Here is a 16,052-nt window from a genome sequence, read left to right on the forward strand (position 1 = left end):
TATCGCGAGGCTGCAGCCAAGGATGGCTGGGAGCGGATGCTGAACTGGCTTTCGGCCCACGGCGTGAAGTAAATCTGACGCCTGATGACTGTGTGGCCGCCCCGTTTGGGGCGGTTTTTTATGAAATGAACGAAATGACAACCTTGTTTTTGATTGTGCTGGCGACCTTGATGGCCGGTGTGGGCAGTGTCTGGCTGGCAGCATGGTTGAGTTTCGGCGTACTTTCACGGTTCACGCAGCACATGCTCAGTCTCGCAGCGGGCGCACTGCTGGCGACAGCCTTCATGAATTTGCTGCCCGAGGCTTTCGAGAGTGGTGTAGAGCCGCACCAGCTGTTTCTGACGTTGCTGGCGGGCCTGGTGTTCTTCTTTTTGCTCGACAAGGCCGAGCTCTGGCATCACGGTCATGAGCATCACCACGAAGAGGCGCACTCACATGGACATCATCACCATGCCAACGATGCACAGTCGGGCGGCTGGTCTTTGCTGGCGGGTGACAGCCTGCATTGCTTTGGCGATGGCATCCTGATCGCCTCAGCCTTCATGGCTGACTGGCATCTGGGTGCAGTGGCGGCCTTGGCAGTGCTGGTCCATGAGGTGCCTCACCACATGGGTGATCTGAGTGTCATTGCACGTGGCAAGGTTTCCAGCCGGGCTGCCGTGATCAAGGTCTCGATTGCTGGCGCGCTGACAGCGCTGGGAGGACTGGTGGGTTATGTGCTTGTGGATGCGTTGCACGAACACTTGCCGTATTTTCTGGTGGTGGCCAGCAGCAGTTTTGTCTATGTGGCACTGGCGGATCTGATTCCACAATTGCAAAAGCGCTTGTCACTGCAGCAAACGCTGGCGCAAGTGCTCTGGCTGGCCTTGGGCATGGGCGCGGTGTGGGCGGTGGGCATGAGCGTAGGAGGTCATGCCCACTGAGCACTGAGCGGGTCAAGACCTTTCGCAAGGCAGCCCGGGCGTGCGGCTCCACTCGCTCCAGCTGCCTGCATACAGACGTGTCACGCCCAGGCCTGCGAGCTCCATGGCGACGATGTTGGGTACCGCACTCACGCCGCTGCCGCAGTGGTGCACAACGCTGTCCGGGCTGCGGCCAGCCAGCAATTGCAGCCACTCCTGGCGTAACACTTCGGATGATTTGAATTGCCCCTGGGCATCAAAATTGTCGGTAAAGGGCCGGTTGAGTGCGCCTGGAATGTGGCCTGCAATGGGGTCCAGCGGTTCGACTTCGCCCCGATAACGAGGCGCTCCCCGCGCATCAACCAAGGTTTGAGTGGTGTGGTCAAGCTGGTCGCGAACCTCGTCTGTGCTCAGCCATTGGCGCAGCGCCGGACGAATGGCAAATGTAGTGGCTGTCGTGCTCGTGCTGGCGCCCTGAGCGAGGTTTCCGCTCGCTGCTTTCCAGGCCTGCAGGCCACCGTCCAAGATGGCCACGGCATCGTGCCCCAACCATTTGAGCATCCACCACAGGCGGCCGCAGTAATTGTTGCCGTTGCGGTCATACACGACGACCTGCGTGCCTTCATGCACACCACATTGGCCAAGCCAATGGGCTACGTCTTCAGCACAGGGAAGGGGGTGGCGACCACCATTGAGTGCCTGGCTGCTGTTGTGTGCGCTCAGGTGGCGGTCCAGGTGGGCTTGCTGTGCGCCGGCTATATGTTCCTGGGCAAAGGTGGCATCCACCGTGCCCGGGTTCATCAAATCAAAGCTGCAATCGAAAACGACCAGGGGTGCGCCCGTGGCTTGTAGTTTCTGAAGTTCTTGCGGGGAGATCAACAAGGTGTAGGTCATGGATGCTTTCAATGTTCTTCAACAGGTGCGCTGGGCATGGCGCGGTGTCGCAGTGCGGTGGCGGCCAGGCCACTGGCGATGATCATGGCAATACCTGCCCAGCCAGACAGGGCAATCTGGTCGCCAAACAAAACCAGACCATAAAGAGCGGCAAAGACAATGCCAGAGTACTGCAAACTGGCCACCAGCAAAGCAGAACTGCGGCTGTAGGCCCGAGTCAGCGCCAATTGACCCAAAGTTGCCAAGATCCCAATGGGCAGCAGCCACAGGGCTTGAGGCCGCCACCAGCTGTGCATGCCTGTCAGCAGCATGCCACCCAACCCGACAGCGCTGGTGCCCAGCGAAAAATAAAACACCGTGCGGGTTTCGGGCTCGCCCACACGGCCCAGCGCGGCCAGTTGGATGTAGGCCAGGGAAGCGCTCATGCCTGAAATCAATCCCACCAGACCTGCCAGGAACTGGTCTTGATCCAGGGTAGGGCGCAGCAAGAGCACCACGCCCGCAAAACCTGTCAGAACCGTCAAGATCAGGGGGTCTTGACGCCCAAAGTCTGTACTGCGGCCCAGCAACACCGTGCCACCGACCATGAAAGCGGCCACCCAGATGCCACTCATGTAGTTGAGTGTCATGGCCGTGGCTAGAGGCAAGTGGGCGATGGCATAGAACCAGCACGACAGTGCCGTTGCGCCTACAACCGAGCGCCAGACATGCATCATGGGGACAGGTGTACGCAAGGCGACTTTGCCGTGACGGCAGATGGCACTCATGACCACCATGCCGATGAGGCCGCGAGCGAGCACGATTTCAAAAATATTGAAGTCTGCCGCAGCCAGCTTGATGCACACGCTCATGGTGGCAAACAGCAGCGCGGCGAGAACCATCCATAAAGCTTGCATGTGCCTATGGGGCAGGGTGCATTTGCTTGCGATACCACTCGTGGAAGTGCTGCATGCCATCTTCCATGGGGCTTTGGTAGGGGCCGACTTCGTTGTCGCCGCGCATCATCAAGGCTTTGCGGCCTGCATCCATGCGTTCGGCAATTTCGTCGTCTTCAATGGCCGTTTCCATGTAAGCCGCCCGCTGGGCTTCGACAAACTCGCGCTCGAACTCGACGATTTCTTCAGGGTAGTAAAACTCCACCATGTTGATCGTCTTGTCCACGCTGATGGGGTGCAGGGTGGAGACTGTCAGTACATGCGGATACCACTCCACCATGATGTGGGGGTAGTAAGTCAGCCAGATGGCGCCTTGTTCGGGCAGCTCGCCATTGCGGTATTTGAGCAGTACCTCGTGCCACTTTTTGTAGACGTCAGAACCCGGCTTGCCAAAGGTGCTGGCCACACCGACGGTCTGCACCGAGTACTGGTCCTTGAATTCCCAGGCCAGGTCGTCGCAGGTGACAAAGTTGCCCAGGCCAGGGTGGAAGGGCCCCACGTGGTAGTCCTCAAGGTAGACCTCGATGAAGGTCTTCCAGTTGTAGTTGCACTCGTGCATCTCGACGTGGTCGAGCTTGTAGCCTTCAAAGCTCAGTTTGTGCTGTGGGCCCATGCCCGCCAGGTCGGCGGCAATGTCGCGGCCGTTGTCTTCAAACAGAAGACCATTCCATTCGCGCAGCTTGTAGTTGTTGAGGTTCAGGCAGGGGGCGTGCGCGAAGTGCGGTGCGCCGATCAGCTCGCCCTTGGGCGAGTAGGTCCAGTGATGCAGGGGGCAAATGATGTTGCCCGCACCGTGGCCTTTACCTTGGGTTTGGAGGTTGCCGCGCCCTTTGAGCATGACAGCCTGGCGGTGACGGCACACATTGGAGATGAGCTCCACCTGGCCTTGCGCGTTGCGCACCAAAGCACGCCCCTCGGCTTCTTGTGGCAGGGCGAAATAGTCTCCCGGCTCGGGCACAGATAAAGCATGCCCCACGTAGCGGGGGCCGTTGGAATACAGCACTTCACGCTCTCGCTGCAGGAGCGAGGCATCAAAGTAGGATGAAACTGGCAGTTGGCTTGCGGCCTGCTGAAGCTGAAGACTTAAATCAGACATGGGTGACCTGACCTAGAGACTCCCCCTATGAAGGGGCAGGGACAAAGCGCTGTACTCCGAAGAAACCGGCGCAGACGAAAAAGGCAGTCTTGAACTGCCCAGAACGGCGATTGTACCCTCTGGGGTGTCATGGGTTTGAGTCCTTGCAAGTTTGGGTCAGCCAGAGCTTCTAAAATCAAGGCTTTTGTGGAAATGCAGATGTCCAAAACACGTACTTCGGCTGCGGTCGATCCGCTGGCCGCAACGCCCGAGAGCTACGAATCCGCTGTGGCCGAGCTGGAGACGCTTGTGGCCCGCCTGGAGTCTGGACAAATGCCTTTGTCCGAGCTGCTCAGCGGTTATCAACGTGGGGCTGTGTTGCTGGCTTTTTGTCGCGACCAGCTCCAGGCTGTCGAGAACCAGATCCAGGTGCTGGAAAACGGGCAGATCAAACCCTGGGACGAAGCATGAGCCTGTCGCCTGCCTTGTTGGAGTGGATGCAGCCGCGCCTGAACCAGGTAGAACAGGCGCTGAACCTCTGGATCGACGCTGCGGCGCCAGCCCAATTGGGTCAGGCCATGCGCTACGCCGTGCTCGACGGTGGCAAGCGCTTACGCCCGCTGCTGGTCATGGCTACAGCGCAAGCTCTGGGAGATGCCACTTCAGACGATGCTGTCATGCGTGCTGCCTGCGCTTTGGAGCTGATCCACGCTTATTCGCTGGTGCATGACGACATGCCCTGCATGGACAACGATGTGCTGCGTCGTGGCAAACCCACGGTGCATGTGCAGTTTGGGCAGGCGCAAGCGCTGCTCGCCGGTGATGCGCTGCAGTCACTCGCGTTTGAACTGCTGACGCCAGAAGAGGGCGATGCGGCCGTGCAGGCCCGCTGCTGCGCTCTGTTGGCTCGCGCCAGCGGTTATTGGGGCATGGCCGGTGGGCAGGCCATTGACCTGGCGCACGTGGGCCAGCGCATGACGCTGGAGAACCTGCAGCAGATGCATCGCCTCAAAACCGGTGCGTTGCTGCTTTGTGGCGTTCAAATGGGCGCTGCTTGTGCCGGTTTCAGTCAAGGCCCGGTTTGGCACGCACTCGAGCGCTTTGGTCAGACCCTGGGTTTGGCTTTTCAGGTGGTGGACGATGTGCTGGACGTCACCTCGGACTCGATGACCCTGGGCAAGACGGCGGGCAAGGATGCTCAAGCCGAGAAACCCACTTACGTCAGCGCCCTCGGCCTGGATAAAGCCCAAGCCTGGGCCGATGAACTGGCCGTGCAGGCACACCAAGCATTGACCGATACCGGATTACCTGAAGAACCTTTGATCACGCTGCGGGAACTGACCCGTTGGGTGGTGCAGCGAAAACACTGATAAGACCATGACGGGATTACTCCAAGCCATCGATTCGCCACAGGACCTGCGCAAGCTGCCACGTCATGACCTGCACCGTGTGGCAGACGAAGTGCGCCAGTGCGTGCTCCATAACGTCTCCAAAACCGGTGGCCACCTGAGCTCCAATCTGGGCACGGTGGAACTCACGCTGGCTTTGCACTATGTGTTCAATACACCTGAAGACCGGATTGTCTGGGATGTGGGGCACCAGACTTACCCGCACAAAATCCTGACCGGGCGGCGCGAACGCATGCCCACGTTGCGCCAGCTGAACGGCCTGTCGGGCTTTCCGCGCCGTGACGAGAGCGAATATGACACCTTTGGCGTGGGCCATTCGTCCACCAGCATTTCAGCCGCGCTGGGCATGGCCCTGGCTGCGCGCCAGAAGGGCGAAAACCGACATGCGATTGCCGTGATCGGTGATGGCGCGATGACCGCGGGCATGGCTTTCGAGGCCCTCAACCATGCGGGGGTGGAAGACTGCAAGCTCTTGGTGATCCTCAACGACAACGACATGTCGATCAGCCCGCCGGTGGGGGCGCTCAACCGCTACCTGGCCCAGCTGATGAGCGGACGCTTTTACGCTGCCGCCAAAGAGGGTGCCAAGCAGGTGCTCAAGGCCGCACCGCCGCTTTTTGAGCTGGCCAAGCGCTTTGAGGAGCATGCCAAAGGTATGGTGGTGCCAGCCACGCTGTTTGAAAAATTCGGCTTCAACTACATCGGTCCGATCGACGGACACGATCTGGACTCGCTCATTCCGACGCTGGAAAACCTGAAGCACCTCGATGGCCCGCAATTTCTGCATGTGGTCACCAAGAAAGGTCAAGGCTACAAGCTGGCCGAGGCCGATCCGGTGACCTACCACGGCCCGGGCAAGTTCGATCCCGCCGTGGGCATCGTGCCGCCGAGCACACCGCCCAAGACCACGTTCACACAAGTGTTTGGTCAATGGCTGTGCGACATGGCTGAAAAAGACGAGCGCCTGGTGGGCATCACGCCCGCCATGCGCGAAGGCTCGGGCATGGTGGCTTTTCACAAGCAATTTCCCAAGCGCTACTACGACGTGGGCATTGCCGAGCAGCACGCGGTCACGCTGGCGGCAGGGTTGGCTTGCGAAGGTGTCAAGCCAGTCGTGGCAATTTACTCCACCTTTTTGCAGCGGGCCTATGACCAGCTGATCCACGACGTGGCGCTGCAGAACCTGCCCGTGGTGTTTGCGTTGGACCGTGCGGGGCTGGTCGGGGCAGACGGCGCCACGCATGCTGGTGCTTATGACATTGCGTTTGTTCGCTGCATTCCCAACATGAGTCTGGCGTGCCCGGCTGACGAGCGCGAATGCCGCCAGCTGCTGAGCACTGCGTATGCACAGAATCACCCTGTGGCTGTGCGCTACCCGCGCGGTGCAGGCGTGGGGACTGTGCCCCTGGCCGATCTGGATCCCTTGCCTATTGGCAAGGGCGAGGTGCGCCGCACAGGAGGCAAGGTCGCCATCCTCGCTTTTGGCAGCATGCTGTACCCGGCGCTGAAAGCGGCTGAAGTGCTCGATGCCACAGTGATCAACATGCGTTGGGTCAAACCGCTGGACACCGAGCTGCTGGCGCAGGTGGCACGCGATCACGAGCGTATCGTCACGGTGGAAGAAGGCTGCATCATGGGCGGTGCAGGCAGCGCGGTGGGTGAGGCTCTGCAAGCCATGGGTCTGATGCGCGACTTGCTGCAACTTGGATTGCCTGATGTGTTCATCGAACACGGTGATCCGGTCAAACTGCTGTCCATGCAGGGGCTGGACGCTGAAGGCATCGAGCGTTCGGTGCGTCAACGCTGGCCGGATTGAAAGCTTTTCAAACCGTTTTTTAATCCGCCTCAAAAATCCTTCAATTCCTGGAAATTATTCGCTTTCTGAAGGGTAAACCCGCCCCATTACAGGCGCCTGAAGTTCCTAAAATGACAGGTGACCAAGGTCCTTGTCCGGAAGTCTCGGACATGTTCAATACCTTTTGAAGGAGTTTTCTATGGATCGTCGTTCCGTCATCAAGAACGCTGGCGTTGCTGGTGTTTTGGCCGCTGGTGCTGCACCTGCTCTTGTGCAGGCGCAAACCAACATTCGTTGGCGCCTGACCTCTGCCTTCCCCAAGGCACTGGACACCATTTACGGTGCTGCAGAAACCTTTGCCAAGAAAGTCAAAGAGCTTTCGGGTGGCAAATTTGAAATCACCGTGCACGCTGCGGGCGAGCTGGTGCCTACCGCCGGCCTGGTGGACGCTGTTCAAAACGGCACCGTGGAAATGGGCCACACCGCGCCTTACTACTACTTTGGCAAGGATGAGTGTTTTGCCCTGGGTTGCGCCATTCCTTTCGGCCTCAACAGCCGTCAGATGACCGCCTGGATGTATGACGGCAATGGCCTCAAGCTCATGCGCGAGTTCTACGACGGCTACAACATTGTCAACTTCCCCATGGGCAACACTGGTGCCCAGATGGGTGGCTGGTTCCGCAAGCCCATCAAGTCGGTTGCCGATTACAAAGGCCTGAAGTTCCGCGTCGGCGGTTTTGCCGGCAAGGTCATCCAGCGTTTGGGTGGTGTGCCCCAGAACATCCCCGGTGGCGAAATCTACCAAGCTCTGGAAAAAGGCACGATCGATGCAGCCGAATGGGTCGGTCCTTACGACGACAAAAAGCTGGGCTTCTACAAAGTCGCCAAGTTCTACCACTACCCAGGCTGGTGGGAAGGCGGTCCTCAGCTGGACCTGTTCATCAACAAGAATGCCTACGCTTCACTGTCTGCAGAGAACAAGGCAATTGTTGAAGCTGCAGCAGCTTACGCTCACACCGAAATGCAAGCCAAGTACGATGCTCGCAACCCGGGTGCCCTCAAGGAACTGGTGGCCGCTGGTGCCAAGCTGACACCTTTCCCCACCCCCGTGCTGGAAGCTGCTTACAAAGAAGCCATGGCACTGTACGAAGAGATCGGTGCTGCCAACCCCCGTTGGAAAAAAATCTACGCCGACTACAGCAACTACCGCAAGGAAGCCAACCTGTGGTTCCGCTTCACCGAAGCCCGATTTGACGGCTTCATGCAGGCGGCCAAGCTCTAAACAGCTTTCAGGCTTTGCCTCCAACCGCGCCCTAGGGCGCGGTTTTTTTTATAAAAAAACCACCTGCGTATTGCAGGTGGTTTTTCAGGGGGTGCTCCGTGCTTACTTGGAGGTTTTCAGCAACTCCTTGAGTGCATCCTCATCCGACTTGGCATTGGCAGGGGTATCGGCGGGTGCGGCCTGAAGGTCGCCAGCACCGTCTTTCTTGTCATCGGCACCGCTAGGTTCCTGCGCATCGCTGTCGTCCTCAGAGGCCGCCTCCAGTGCGCTCATCACATCTGCACTGCTCAGTCCTGCATCCTTGCTGATGCCGCCGGTCACCAGTGTCGGCATGGCTATCACTGCGGCGACCATGATCAGTTGCAGGACGATGAAGGCGATCGAGCCTTTGTAGATCTCGGTGGTTTGCACAGCCTTAATATTTTCACCCGTCACACGGTCGGTGTAATCTTTTGTAGGGGCCACGCTGCGCAGATAAAACAGCGCAAAACCGAATGGGGGGGTCAGGAACGAGGTCTGCAGGTTCATGGCAATGATCACGCCAAACCAGATCATCGCTTGGTCGGGTGTCATCCCTGGCACCATGCCGGGCAAGATTTTCTCGGCCACCGGGGCCAGCAACGGGATCACGATGAAGGCAATCTCGAAGAAGTCAATGAACATGCCCAGTACAAAGATCAGTACGTTGACGATGATCAGGAAGCCCAATGCGCCACCGGGCATCTTGTCGAACAGATGCTCCACCCAGATGTGACCATCGGCTGCATTGAAGGTGAAGCTGAACACCGTCGAGCCAATCAGGATGAACAACACAAACGAAGCGAGCTTGGCTGTGTTGTCCAGTGCTTGTTTCATCAGCGGCATGGACAGCTTGCGCTTGATCATGGCCAGAATCATGGCGCCCAAGGCGCCCATGGCACCACCTTCGGTGGGTGTGGCTACACCCAGGAAAATCGTGCCCAGCACCAGGAAGATCAGGATCAGCGGTGGCATCAGTGAGAACGTGACTTGCTCGGCCAGACGTGACAGCAGACCGATCTTGAGCTGGCGGTTGACCATGGAAAGCCCCAAACCGACCAATGAAGCCACAGTCATGGACATGATGAACACTTCATCACTCGCAGCCGCCTGTTCACGACCAAGCCAGGCATGCATGATGCTGTCATGCATTTGACTCCAGCCGTAACCTACGCCCAGACACAGCACAAACAAAGCCAGCAAGGAGCGGTGGCCCGATGCGCCGTTCTCTTCACGGTAAATGCGTGCTTCGGGCGGCAGTGCAGGCACCATCGAAGGGCGGAAGATCGCCAGCGCTACCACAAACAGGACATACAGCCCTACCAGCAGCAAACCGGGGATCAGGGCGCCCGAGTACATGTCACCCACGGATCGGCCCAGCTGGTCAGCCAGAACGATCAGCACCAGGGAGGGGGGAATGGCCTGCGCCAGAGTGCCAGAGGCCGTGATCACGCCTGTAGCAACCACACGGCTGTAGCCGTAGCGCAGCATGATGGGCAGAGAAATCAGACCCATCGAAATCACCGCCGCAGCGACCACACCTGTGGTGGCTGCCAGCAGTGCACCCACCAAAATCACGGCAATGGCCACGCCGCCACGCACCGGGCCAAACACCTGGCCCACGGTTTCCAGCAGATCTTCGGCCATGCCTGAGCGTTCGAGAATGATGCCCATGAAGGTGAAGAACGGAATGGCCAGCAGCGTATCGTTTTGCATGATGCCAAAAATACGCAGTGGCAAGGCCTGGAACAGGCTGGGCGGAAACAGTCCGATTTCCATGCCCAGAAAGCCAAAGCCCAGGCCGGTCGCTGCCAGTGCAAAGGCAACTGGAAAGCCCGTGAGCAAAAACGCCAGCAAACCGGCGAACATGATGGGCACAAATTGTTGTGCAATGAATGAGGTTTCCATGTGCTTCAGTCTCCGTGGGCCATCAGCTTGATATCTTCGTCGTCAGCGTCTTTGGTGTGCTCAGCCAGGCTGTCACCTGCTTGGCCCTTCAAAAAAGCCAGACGTTTGATCATTTCGGAAATGCCTTGCAGCATCAGCAGGAAAAAGCCTGCAGGAATCAGGGCGTAAGCTGGCCAGCGAATCAGGCCGCCGGCATTTTGAGACATTTCCCCGGACTGATAGGCTTGTACAAACAGCGGCCAGGACAGGTAGATGCTGAGCATGCAAAACGGAATCAGGGCGACCACAATGCCCACGACATCGATCCAGTTGCGCGTGCGTGCGCTCAGTCTGGAGGAGATGAAATCAATGCGCACATGGCTGTTTTGCAGCAGGCCGTAAGCGGCCCCCAGCAAAAAGACGCCAGCAAAGATGTACCACTGCACTTCAAGCAAGGCGTTGGAGCTGGTGTCAAACATTTTGCGGACGATGGCGTTACCTGCGCTGATGAGGGTGGTGATCAAAATCAGCCAGGTGGTGAGCTTGCCGACCTTGGTGTTGAGGGTATCAATCCAGGTGGACAGCTTCAAGAGAAAAGACATGGTGGTCTCCTTTACGAATCACGCGGCATTGTAAGTGTCATGCAGCTGCAAGGTGAGCCCGGCATGACAGCAGCGATTGATATTTTTCAGGACCGGGGTTGAGAGGGTTTCAAGCTCAAGGGTTAACCCAGGGTAAAAACAGGAAGCTGTTCAAAGCCGCACCGGTCCCCAGAACAGGCTGACGGTTTGCAGTCCCAGCCAGGTCAGCACAAGGGATCCGGCCAGGTGCAGGCTGGCGGTGAGGGCCGCCATTGCCAAGCGTCCTTGCAAGAGCTGGGTGATGACTTCGCCGGAAAAGCTGGAAAAAGTGGTCAATGCACCCAGAAAACCAGTGACCAGCAGTAGACGCCACGCTGGATCCAGGTCGGGCAGATGGTGGAACACGCCCAGAGCCAGGCCCACCAAATAGCCGCCGATCAGGTTGGCGGCCAGAGTCCCCCAAGGCAGCCAGCTGCTTGCAGTGGGCGCCGGGTTCAGCCACAGACCCAACTGCCAGCGGCACAGGGCACCAGCGCTGGCACCAATACAAACGGCGAAGAGTGGGCTCATGCAATGACTCCGGACGAGGTCTCGATCTTAACGCTACAGATCAATTCTGGAGCTCACCGCCCAGCACCTCGATCAGACTGTCCAGCAATGGCGAGAGCATGCCCGTGCTCAGTGCGACATCGGCATCGAAACGTTCGTCGCTCGTTTCAGGCAATGTTGCATCCGGGTCGCCATCGAGAAACTTGACCTTTTTGAGCTGAAGCGATTCGGTCAGGGTAAAGCCAACACGTCCATCCCAGCTCAGGGCCAGCTGGGTCGGCAGCATACCGGTTTGAACATGATGGCGCACCTCGTCATTGCGTAAGGGGTGGCGGGTGTAGCGAATGCTGGAGACCTCTTCGGCCATGGCTTTGAGCACACCTTCGCGCTCAATATGGAAGGAGGCGAGCTCCGGTACATCGGTTTCAGCAGACAAAAGCCAGCCTGTCATGGCTGCCTGTGGTGACTGGGTGGTTTGCACCAGGGTCATGTTCAGTTGCGGCAAGCACTTCATCAACAAAGCCAGGGCCTCGTCGGCTTTGGCCTGACTGCCCGCATCCAGCACCAGGCGCTGCTTGGCCCAATCCAGCCAGACCCAAACTGTGGATTGTTTGGCAAAAGCCTGCGGCAGTAGCGACAGCAAAACATCGTCTCGCAATTCGCGCATCTGCTTCTTGCCGGGGCGGCGACCGGTTTGTGCTTCGATGTTTGCAGCTTCTTCGTCGGCTTTGCGACGCACCAGGTGGCCGGGAACGGACTTGGATTCGATCAGCAATTTCAAAATCCAGTGCCCCTGCACCGACTCGATCAGTGGCCCATGCGCTTGTCCGCGCGGCTCTACCCAGCCCACCGATTTGTCCTGGGTGGCTGTGCACTCCACAAAACGAGCACCGCTCACCGCCGCCTCGGCTTGCTCCAGTGGCAAGGCACTGGTACCGAGACGGTACACCATCACATTCTTGAACACGAACACATTCCTTGTATGAAGTCAGTGTCCGATGATAGTGGATGGTCCTGCTTTATTTGGTTTGAACCCAGGCTTTGCCTTCAATGCGGGCGCCTTGCTCGGACAGGCTTTGTGACAAAGCAGGCCCTACGCCTTTGACCCGTTGCTGCAAGTCTTCCCAGTTGTTGAAAGGACGCACGTCCCGCGCTTTGAGGATGCGAGCTGACAAGGCGGGGCCAACGCCTTTGAGGCCGTCCAGATCCATCTCGCGTGCGCGGTTCAGGTCCAGTTCGGCGTGTGCGTGCAGGCAGGCCAATGCCAACCCGAGGGTGGTGAGAATTCTTTGCATGATGTGCTCCCTGAAAACAACCCACTTCTGCGGTGGGTGACGTTCATTTTGCGCAGACTGCCAGGTTTGCGCATCAGGGCTAGCCCTGTGTGCAGGCGGCTCAGAGTTCTTCGACCCGGCGTGGCGGGTAGGTGTCCCAGCCTTGGCAGCCAGGGCAATGCCAGAAGTAGTTCTGGGCCTCGAATCCACATGCGGCGCATCGGTAACGCGAGAGCGGGCGCGAGGCTTGTTCAAGCGCCTTGTGCACGGGGGCGGGCACACGCGCCTGGCTTTGGGCGTCTTGTTCCAGCCAGCGTTTGGCCGCCAGCAAAGAGGGGTGTTTTTGCAGGTGCTGCTCGTAGGCACCCAGTTTTACCGGTACATCCTGGGGCGCTAGGTCGAGCGCGGCTTGCAGAATGTCCAGATTGCCTTCTTGCGCATACAGCGCTTGCAGCCACTGCCTGGCCCGCTCTTGCTGCTGGCTGGCCAAAGCTGCCTTCACCAGGACAGGTGCGGCCAGTGCCGCTGCGCCATGGCGCTCTTCAAACAAAGGCGCCAGGACCTCCAGCACTTGCAGATGTTGTCCTTGGGACTCCAGCAACTGGGCCAGCAAAATACGCGGGCGTGGGGCCTGAGGGTATTTGGACAGGGTCTCTTGCAGCGTACGTAGCCCCCCGGCCTGATCGCCTTGGGCAATCGCTTCGCGAGCCTGCTCGCAGCCGTAATGAGCGCGTCGGGAGTCAAACTGCGCTTCTCCAGAGGCTTCGAGCAGCTGCGCCACTTCGGTGGCCTGGGGCCACTCGCGTGATCGCTCGTAAATGGCCAAGCGTGCCAGACGGGCCTGACCGGCGTAGCTGGTGCCTTCAAGCTTGCGCAAGGCCTCCTCGGCGCGGTCCAGCAATCCAGCCTTCAAGAAGTCCAGGGCCAGTGCATGCTGAGCACGCTGGCGGTCTGCCTGGCTCAAGTCCGCGCGCGAGAGCAGATGCTCGTGCACGCGCACGGCGCGGTCGTACTCGCCGCGACGGCGAAACAAGTTCCCCAAGGCAAAGTGCAGCTCGGAGGTGTCGGGGTCGTTTTGAACAGCTTCAATGAACGCATCAATGGCCTGATCCTGCTGCTCATTGAGCAGGTAATTCAAACCCTTGAAGTAGGCACGAGGCGCTTGCAGGTTGTTGATGCGCATCTGGCGCAGATCCAGTCTGGACGCCAGCCAGCCCAGGCCAAAAGCCACAGGCAAGGCCACCAGAATCCAACCCAAATCCAGTTCCATAAGAAAGTGCTCTCCGCAATCAGATGCCGATGGGGGTGTCCAAGGGACTGGATTTTTCAGGGGCTTTGTCGCTTGTGGGCGCTGCTGTGAAGACACGCACACCGCGCGCCAGCTGACGCTGACGCCACCACAAGGGCAACATGCCCAGCACGCCAATGATCAGGCCCAGTGCAAATACGCTCAGCACGATGAGCGCGGTAGGCGCTTCCCAGAAAGTGCCGAAGAAGAAAAAAAGTTTGGTGCTTTGCTGATTGTTCAGGGCAAAGGCAAACAGCGTGAAAAACACAGCGGCCTTGATCAGCCACAGGGCGAGGCTCAGAAGTTTTTTCATGGGCGCGTTCCGATGAGCATGGTGCTCATTCTAACGAGCGGGCAGGCGAGCGCAGCTCAAGCCTGGGGTGTTTGGGTGTTGCCTGCGGGCAGTTTCTCCACGCTTTCGCGCAGGGCCTTGCCGGGCTTGAAGTGAGGGACGCGTTTTTCCGGAATTTCCACACGCTCACCCGAGCGCGGGTTGCGCCCAATACGCGGAGGGCGGCGGTTGATGGAAAAACTGCCGAAGCCACGGATCTCGATACGGTGTCCGCGCTCCAGTGCATCGCTCATCGCGTCCAGCACCGTTTTGACCGCAAGCTCGGCGTCGCGGTAGGTGAGCTGGTGAAAGCGGGTGGCCAGCGCTTCAACAAGGTCGGATCGTGTCATGGCGATAGGGGTGGCGTCAAAACAGGGCTTTTCAAACAATCTGCCCGGCGCAAAGCCGGGCAGATGTTTTACTCAGACGAGCTGATCAAACAAGGTTGATCAGTTGTTGTCCAGCTTGGCGCGCAGCAGGGCGCCCAGGCTGGTGGTGCCGGCGTTGCCGGTGTTCTGAGTCAGGGTGGCCATGGCTTCTTGCTGATCGGCCTGGTCCTTCGCGCGAATCGACAGGGAGATGCTGCGGCTCTTGCGATCCACATTGGTCACCACGGCGGTCACTTCATCGCCTTCTTTCAGAACGCTGCGGGCGTCTTCCACGCGGTCAGCGGAAATTTCCGATGCGCGCAGGTAGCCCACGATGTCGTCGCCCAGGTCGATTTCAGCGCCCTTGGCGTCCACGGTCTTGACCTTGCCGGTCACGATGGAGCCTTTGTCGTTGACAGAGGTGAAGGTGCTGAACGGATCGCCGTCGAGCTGCTTGATGCCCAGGGAGATGCGCTCGCGGTCCACGTCCACGGCCAACACGATGGCTTCCACTTCCTGGCCCTTCTTGAACTCGCGCACGGCGTTTTCGCCGGACTCGTTCCAGGACAGGTCGGACAGGTGCACCAGGCCGTCGATACCGGCAGCCAGACCCACGAACACGCCGAAGTCGGTGATCGACTTGATCGGGCCCTTGACGCGGTCGCCGCGCTTGGTGTTTTGAGCAAACTCTTGCCAGGGGTTGGCACGGCACTGCTTCATGCCCAGGGAGATGCGACGCTTGTCTTCGTCGATTTCCAGCACCATGACTTCGACTTCGTCGCCCAGGGACACGATCTTGGAAGGAGCCACGTTCTTGTTGGTCCAGTCCATTTCAGAAACGTGCACCAGACCTTCGATACCGGGCTCGAGTTCCACAAACGCGCCGTAGTCGGCGATGTTGGTGACCTTGCCGAACAGGCGGGTGCTGGTGGGGTAGCGGCGAGCCACGCCCATCCAGGGATCGTCGCCCATTTGTTTGAGGCCCAGGGACACGCGGTTTTTCTCGGTGTCGAACTTGAGGATCTTGGCAGAGATTTCCTGACCAGCGGTGACCACCTCGGAGGGGTGACGCACGCGGCGCCATGCCATGTCGGTGATGTGCAGCAGGCCGTCGATACCGCCCAGGTCCACGAACGCACCGTATTCGGTGATGTTCTTGACCACGCCCTGAACGATGGAGCCTTCTTTGAGGGTTTCCATCAGCTTGGCGCGCTCTTCACCCATGGAGGCTTCCACCACGGCGCGGCGGCTCAGCACCACGTTGTTGCGCTTGCGGTCGAGCTTGATGACCTTGAATTCCAGGGTCTTGTTCTCGTAGGGGGTCAGGTCCTTGGTGGGGCGGGTGTCGACCAGCGAACCGGGCAGGAAGGCGCGGATGCCGTTGACCATGACCTTGAGGCCGCCCTTGACTTTGTGGGTGGTCGTGCCGTTGACGAATTCGCCAGACTCGAGGGCCTTTTCCAG

The 16,052-nt window shown here is 59.0% G+C and carries 17 protein-coding genes; 5 read left to right on the top strand and 12 right to left on the bottom strand.

Annotation, left to right across the window (positions count from 1 at the left end; translation table 11 throughout):
• Window positions 1-134 precede the first annotated feature (134 nt).
• The gene (locus AAFM15_RS08275) at window positions 135-923 is read left to right on the top strand and encodes a ZIP family metal transporter (RefSeq protein WP_341686240.1); all 789 of its coding nucleotides are present in this window, start codon (window positions 135-137) and stop codon (window positions 921-923) included.
• A 12-nt stretch (window positions 924-935) separates the two neighbouring features.
• Here AAFM15_RS08275 and AAFM15_RS08280 read toward each other — a convergent pair whose 3' ends face one another.
• From AAFM15_RS08280 to AAFM15_RS08290, 3 genes are read right to left on the bottom strand one after another with little or no spacing between them, the layout of a single operon-like run.
• The gene (locus AAFM15_RS08280) at window positions 936-1,796 is read right to left on the bottom strand and encodes a sulfurtransferase (protein WP_341686241.1); all 861 of its coding nucleotides are present in this window, start codon (window positions 1,794-1,796) and stop codon (window positions 936-938) included.
• Between the two features lie 8 nt (window positions 1,797-1,804).
• Window positions 1,805-2,692: a DMT family transporter gene (locus AAFM15_RS08285; protein WP_341686242.1), complete on the bottom strand. Its 888-nt coding sequence runs from the start codon at window positions 2,690-2,692 to the stop codon at window positions 1,805-1,807.
• Between the two features lie 4 nt (window positions 2,693-2,696).
• Window positions 2,697-3,827: an aromatic ring-hydroxylating dioxygenase subunit alpha gene (locus tag AAFM15_RS08290; protein ID WP_341686243.1), complete on the bottom strand. Its 1,131-nt coding sequence runs from the start codon at window positions 3,825-3,827 to the stop codon at window positions 2,697-2,699.
• 198 nt (window positions 3,828-4,025) lie between these two features.
• Between AAFM15_RS08290 and AAFM15_RS08295 the strand changes: the two genes are divergently transcribed.
• The 4 genes from AAFM15_RS08295 (at window position 4,026) to AAFM15_RS08310 (ending at window position 8,292) form a co-directional block, all read left to right on the top strand.
• Window positions 4,026-4,277 (top strand): exodeoxyribonuclease VII small subunit, encoded by a 252-nt coding sequence (locus tag AAFM15_RS08295; RefSeq protein WP_341686244.1) that lies wholly within the window; start codon window positions 4,026-4,028, stop codon window positions 4,275-4,277.
• A complete protein-coding gene (locus AAFM15_RS08300) occupies window positions 4,274-5,176 on the top strand; it encodes a polyprenyl synthetase family protein (protein ID WP_341686245.1) in 903 nt (300 codons plus the stop codon). The genes AAFM15_RS08295 and AAFM15_RS08300 overlap by 4 nt, the downstream gene beginning before the upstream one ends.
• A gap of 7 nt (window positions 5,177-5,183) precedes the next feature.
• Entirely contained in the window at window positions 5,184-7,031 is a 1,848-nt protein-coding gene (dxs, locus tag AAFM15_RS08305; protein ID WP_341686246.1) for a 1-deoxy-D-xylulose-5-phosphate synthase, read from the top strand.
• 178 nt (window positions 7,032-7,209) lie between these two features.
• Window positions 7,210-8,292 (top strand): TRAP transporter substrate-binding protein DctP, encoded by a 1,083-nt coding sequence (locus AAFM15_RS08310; protein ID WP_341686247.1) that lies wholly within the window; start codon window positions 7,210-7,212, stop codon window positions 8,290-8,292.
• Window positions 8,293-8,394: 102 nt separating this feature from the next.
• Here the strand turns inward: AAFM15_RS08310 and AAFM15_RS08315 are convergent, their stop codons facing one another.
• From AAFM15_RS08315 to rpsA, 9 genes are all read right to left on the bottom strand, one after another.
• Window positions 8,395-10,218, bottom strand: coding sequence for a TRAP transporter large permease subunit (locus AAFM15_RS08315; RefSeq protein ID WP_341686248.1), 1,824 nt, complete (start codon window positions 10,216-10,218; stop codon window positions 8,395-8,397).
• A gap of 5 nt (window positions 10,219-10,223) precedes the next feature.
• Window positions 10,224-10,799 (bottom strand): TRAP transporter small permease subunit, encoded by a 576-nt coding sequence (locus AAFM15_RS08320; protein WP_341686249.1) that lies wholly within the window; start codon window positions 10,797-10,799, stop codon window positions 10,224-10,226.
• Window positions 10,800-10,949: 150 nt separating this feature from the next.
• Window positions 10,950-11,348 (bottom strand): fluoride efflux transporter CrcB, encoded by a 399-nt coding sequence (crcB, locus tag AAFM15_RS08325; RefSeq protein ID WP_341686250.1) that lies wholly within the window; start codon window positions 11,346-11,348, stop codon window positions 10,950-10,952.
• 40 nt (window positions 11,349-11,388) lie between these two features.
• On the bottom strand, window positions 11,389-12,294 hold the full coding sequence (locus AAFM15_RS08330; protein ID WP_341686251.1) for a recombination-associated protein RdgC: 906 nt from the start codon (window positions 12,292-12,294) through the stop codon (window positions 11,389-11,391).
• A gap of 52 nt (window positions 12,295-12,346) precedes the next feature.
• Window positions 12,347-12,622: a DUF655 domain-containing protein gene (locus AAFM15_RS08335; RefSeq protein ID WP_341686252.1), complete on the bottom strand. Its 276-nt coding sequence runs from the start codon at window positions 12,620-12,622 to the stop codon at window positions 12,347-12,349.
• A gap of 100 nt (window positions 12,623-12,722) precedes the next feature.
• Window positions 12,723-13,871: a lipopolysaccharide assembly protein LapB gene (gene lapB, locus AAFM15_RS08340; RefSeq protein WP_341686253.1), complete on the bottom strand. Its 1,149-nt coding sequence runs from the start codon at window positions 13,869-13,871 to the stop codon at window positions 12,723-12,725.
• A gap of 19 nt (window positions 13,872-13,890) precedes the next feature.
• Window positions 13,891-14,202 (bottom strand): LapA family protein, encoded by a 312-nt coding sequence (locus tag AAFM15_RS08345; RefSeq protein ID WP_341686254.1) that lies wholly within the window; start codon window positions 14,200-14,202, stop codon window positions 13,891-13,893.
• Between the two features lie 56 nt (window positions 14,203-14,258).
• On the bottom strand, window positions 14,259-14,570 hold the full coding sequence (locus AAFM15_RS08350; protein ID WP_341686255.1) for an integration host factor subunit beta: 312 nt from the start codon (window positions 14,568-14,570) through the stop codon (window positions 14,259-14,261).
• A 99-nt stretch (window positions 14,571-14,669) separates the two neighbouring features.
• The coding region (rpsA, locus tag AAFM15_RS08355) for a 30S ribosomal protein S1 (RefSeq protein ID WP_341686256.1) at window positions 14,670-16,052 on the bottom strand (1,383 nt) is incomplete at its 5' end.

The sequence above is a fragment of the Limnohabitans sp. genome, from assembly GCF_038134685.1.
Taxonomy (GTDB): Bacteria; Pseudomonadota; Gammaproteobacteria; order Burkholderiales; family Burkholderiaceae_C; genus Limnohabitans_A.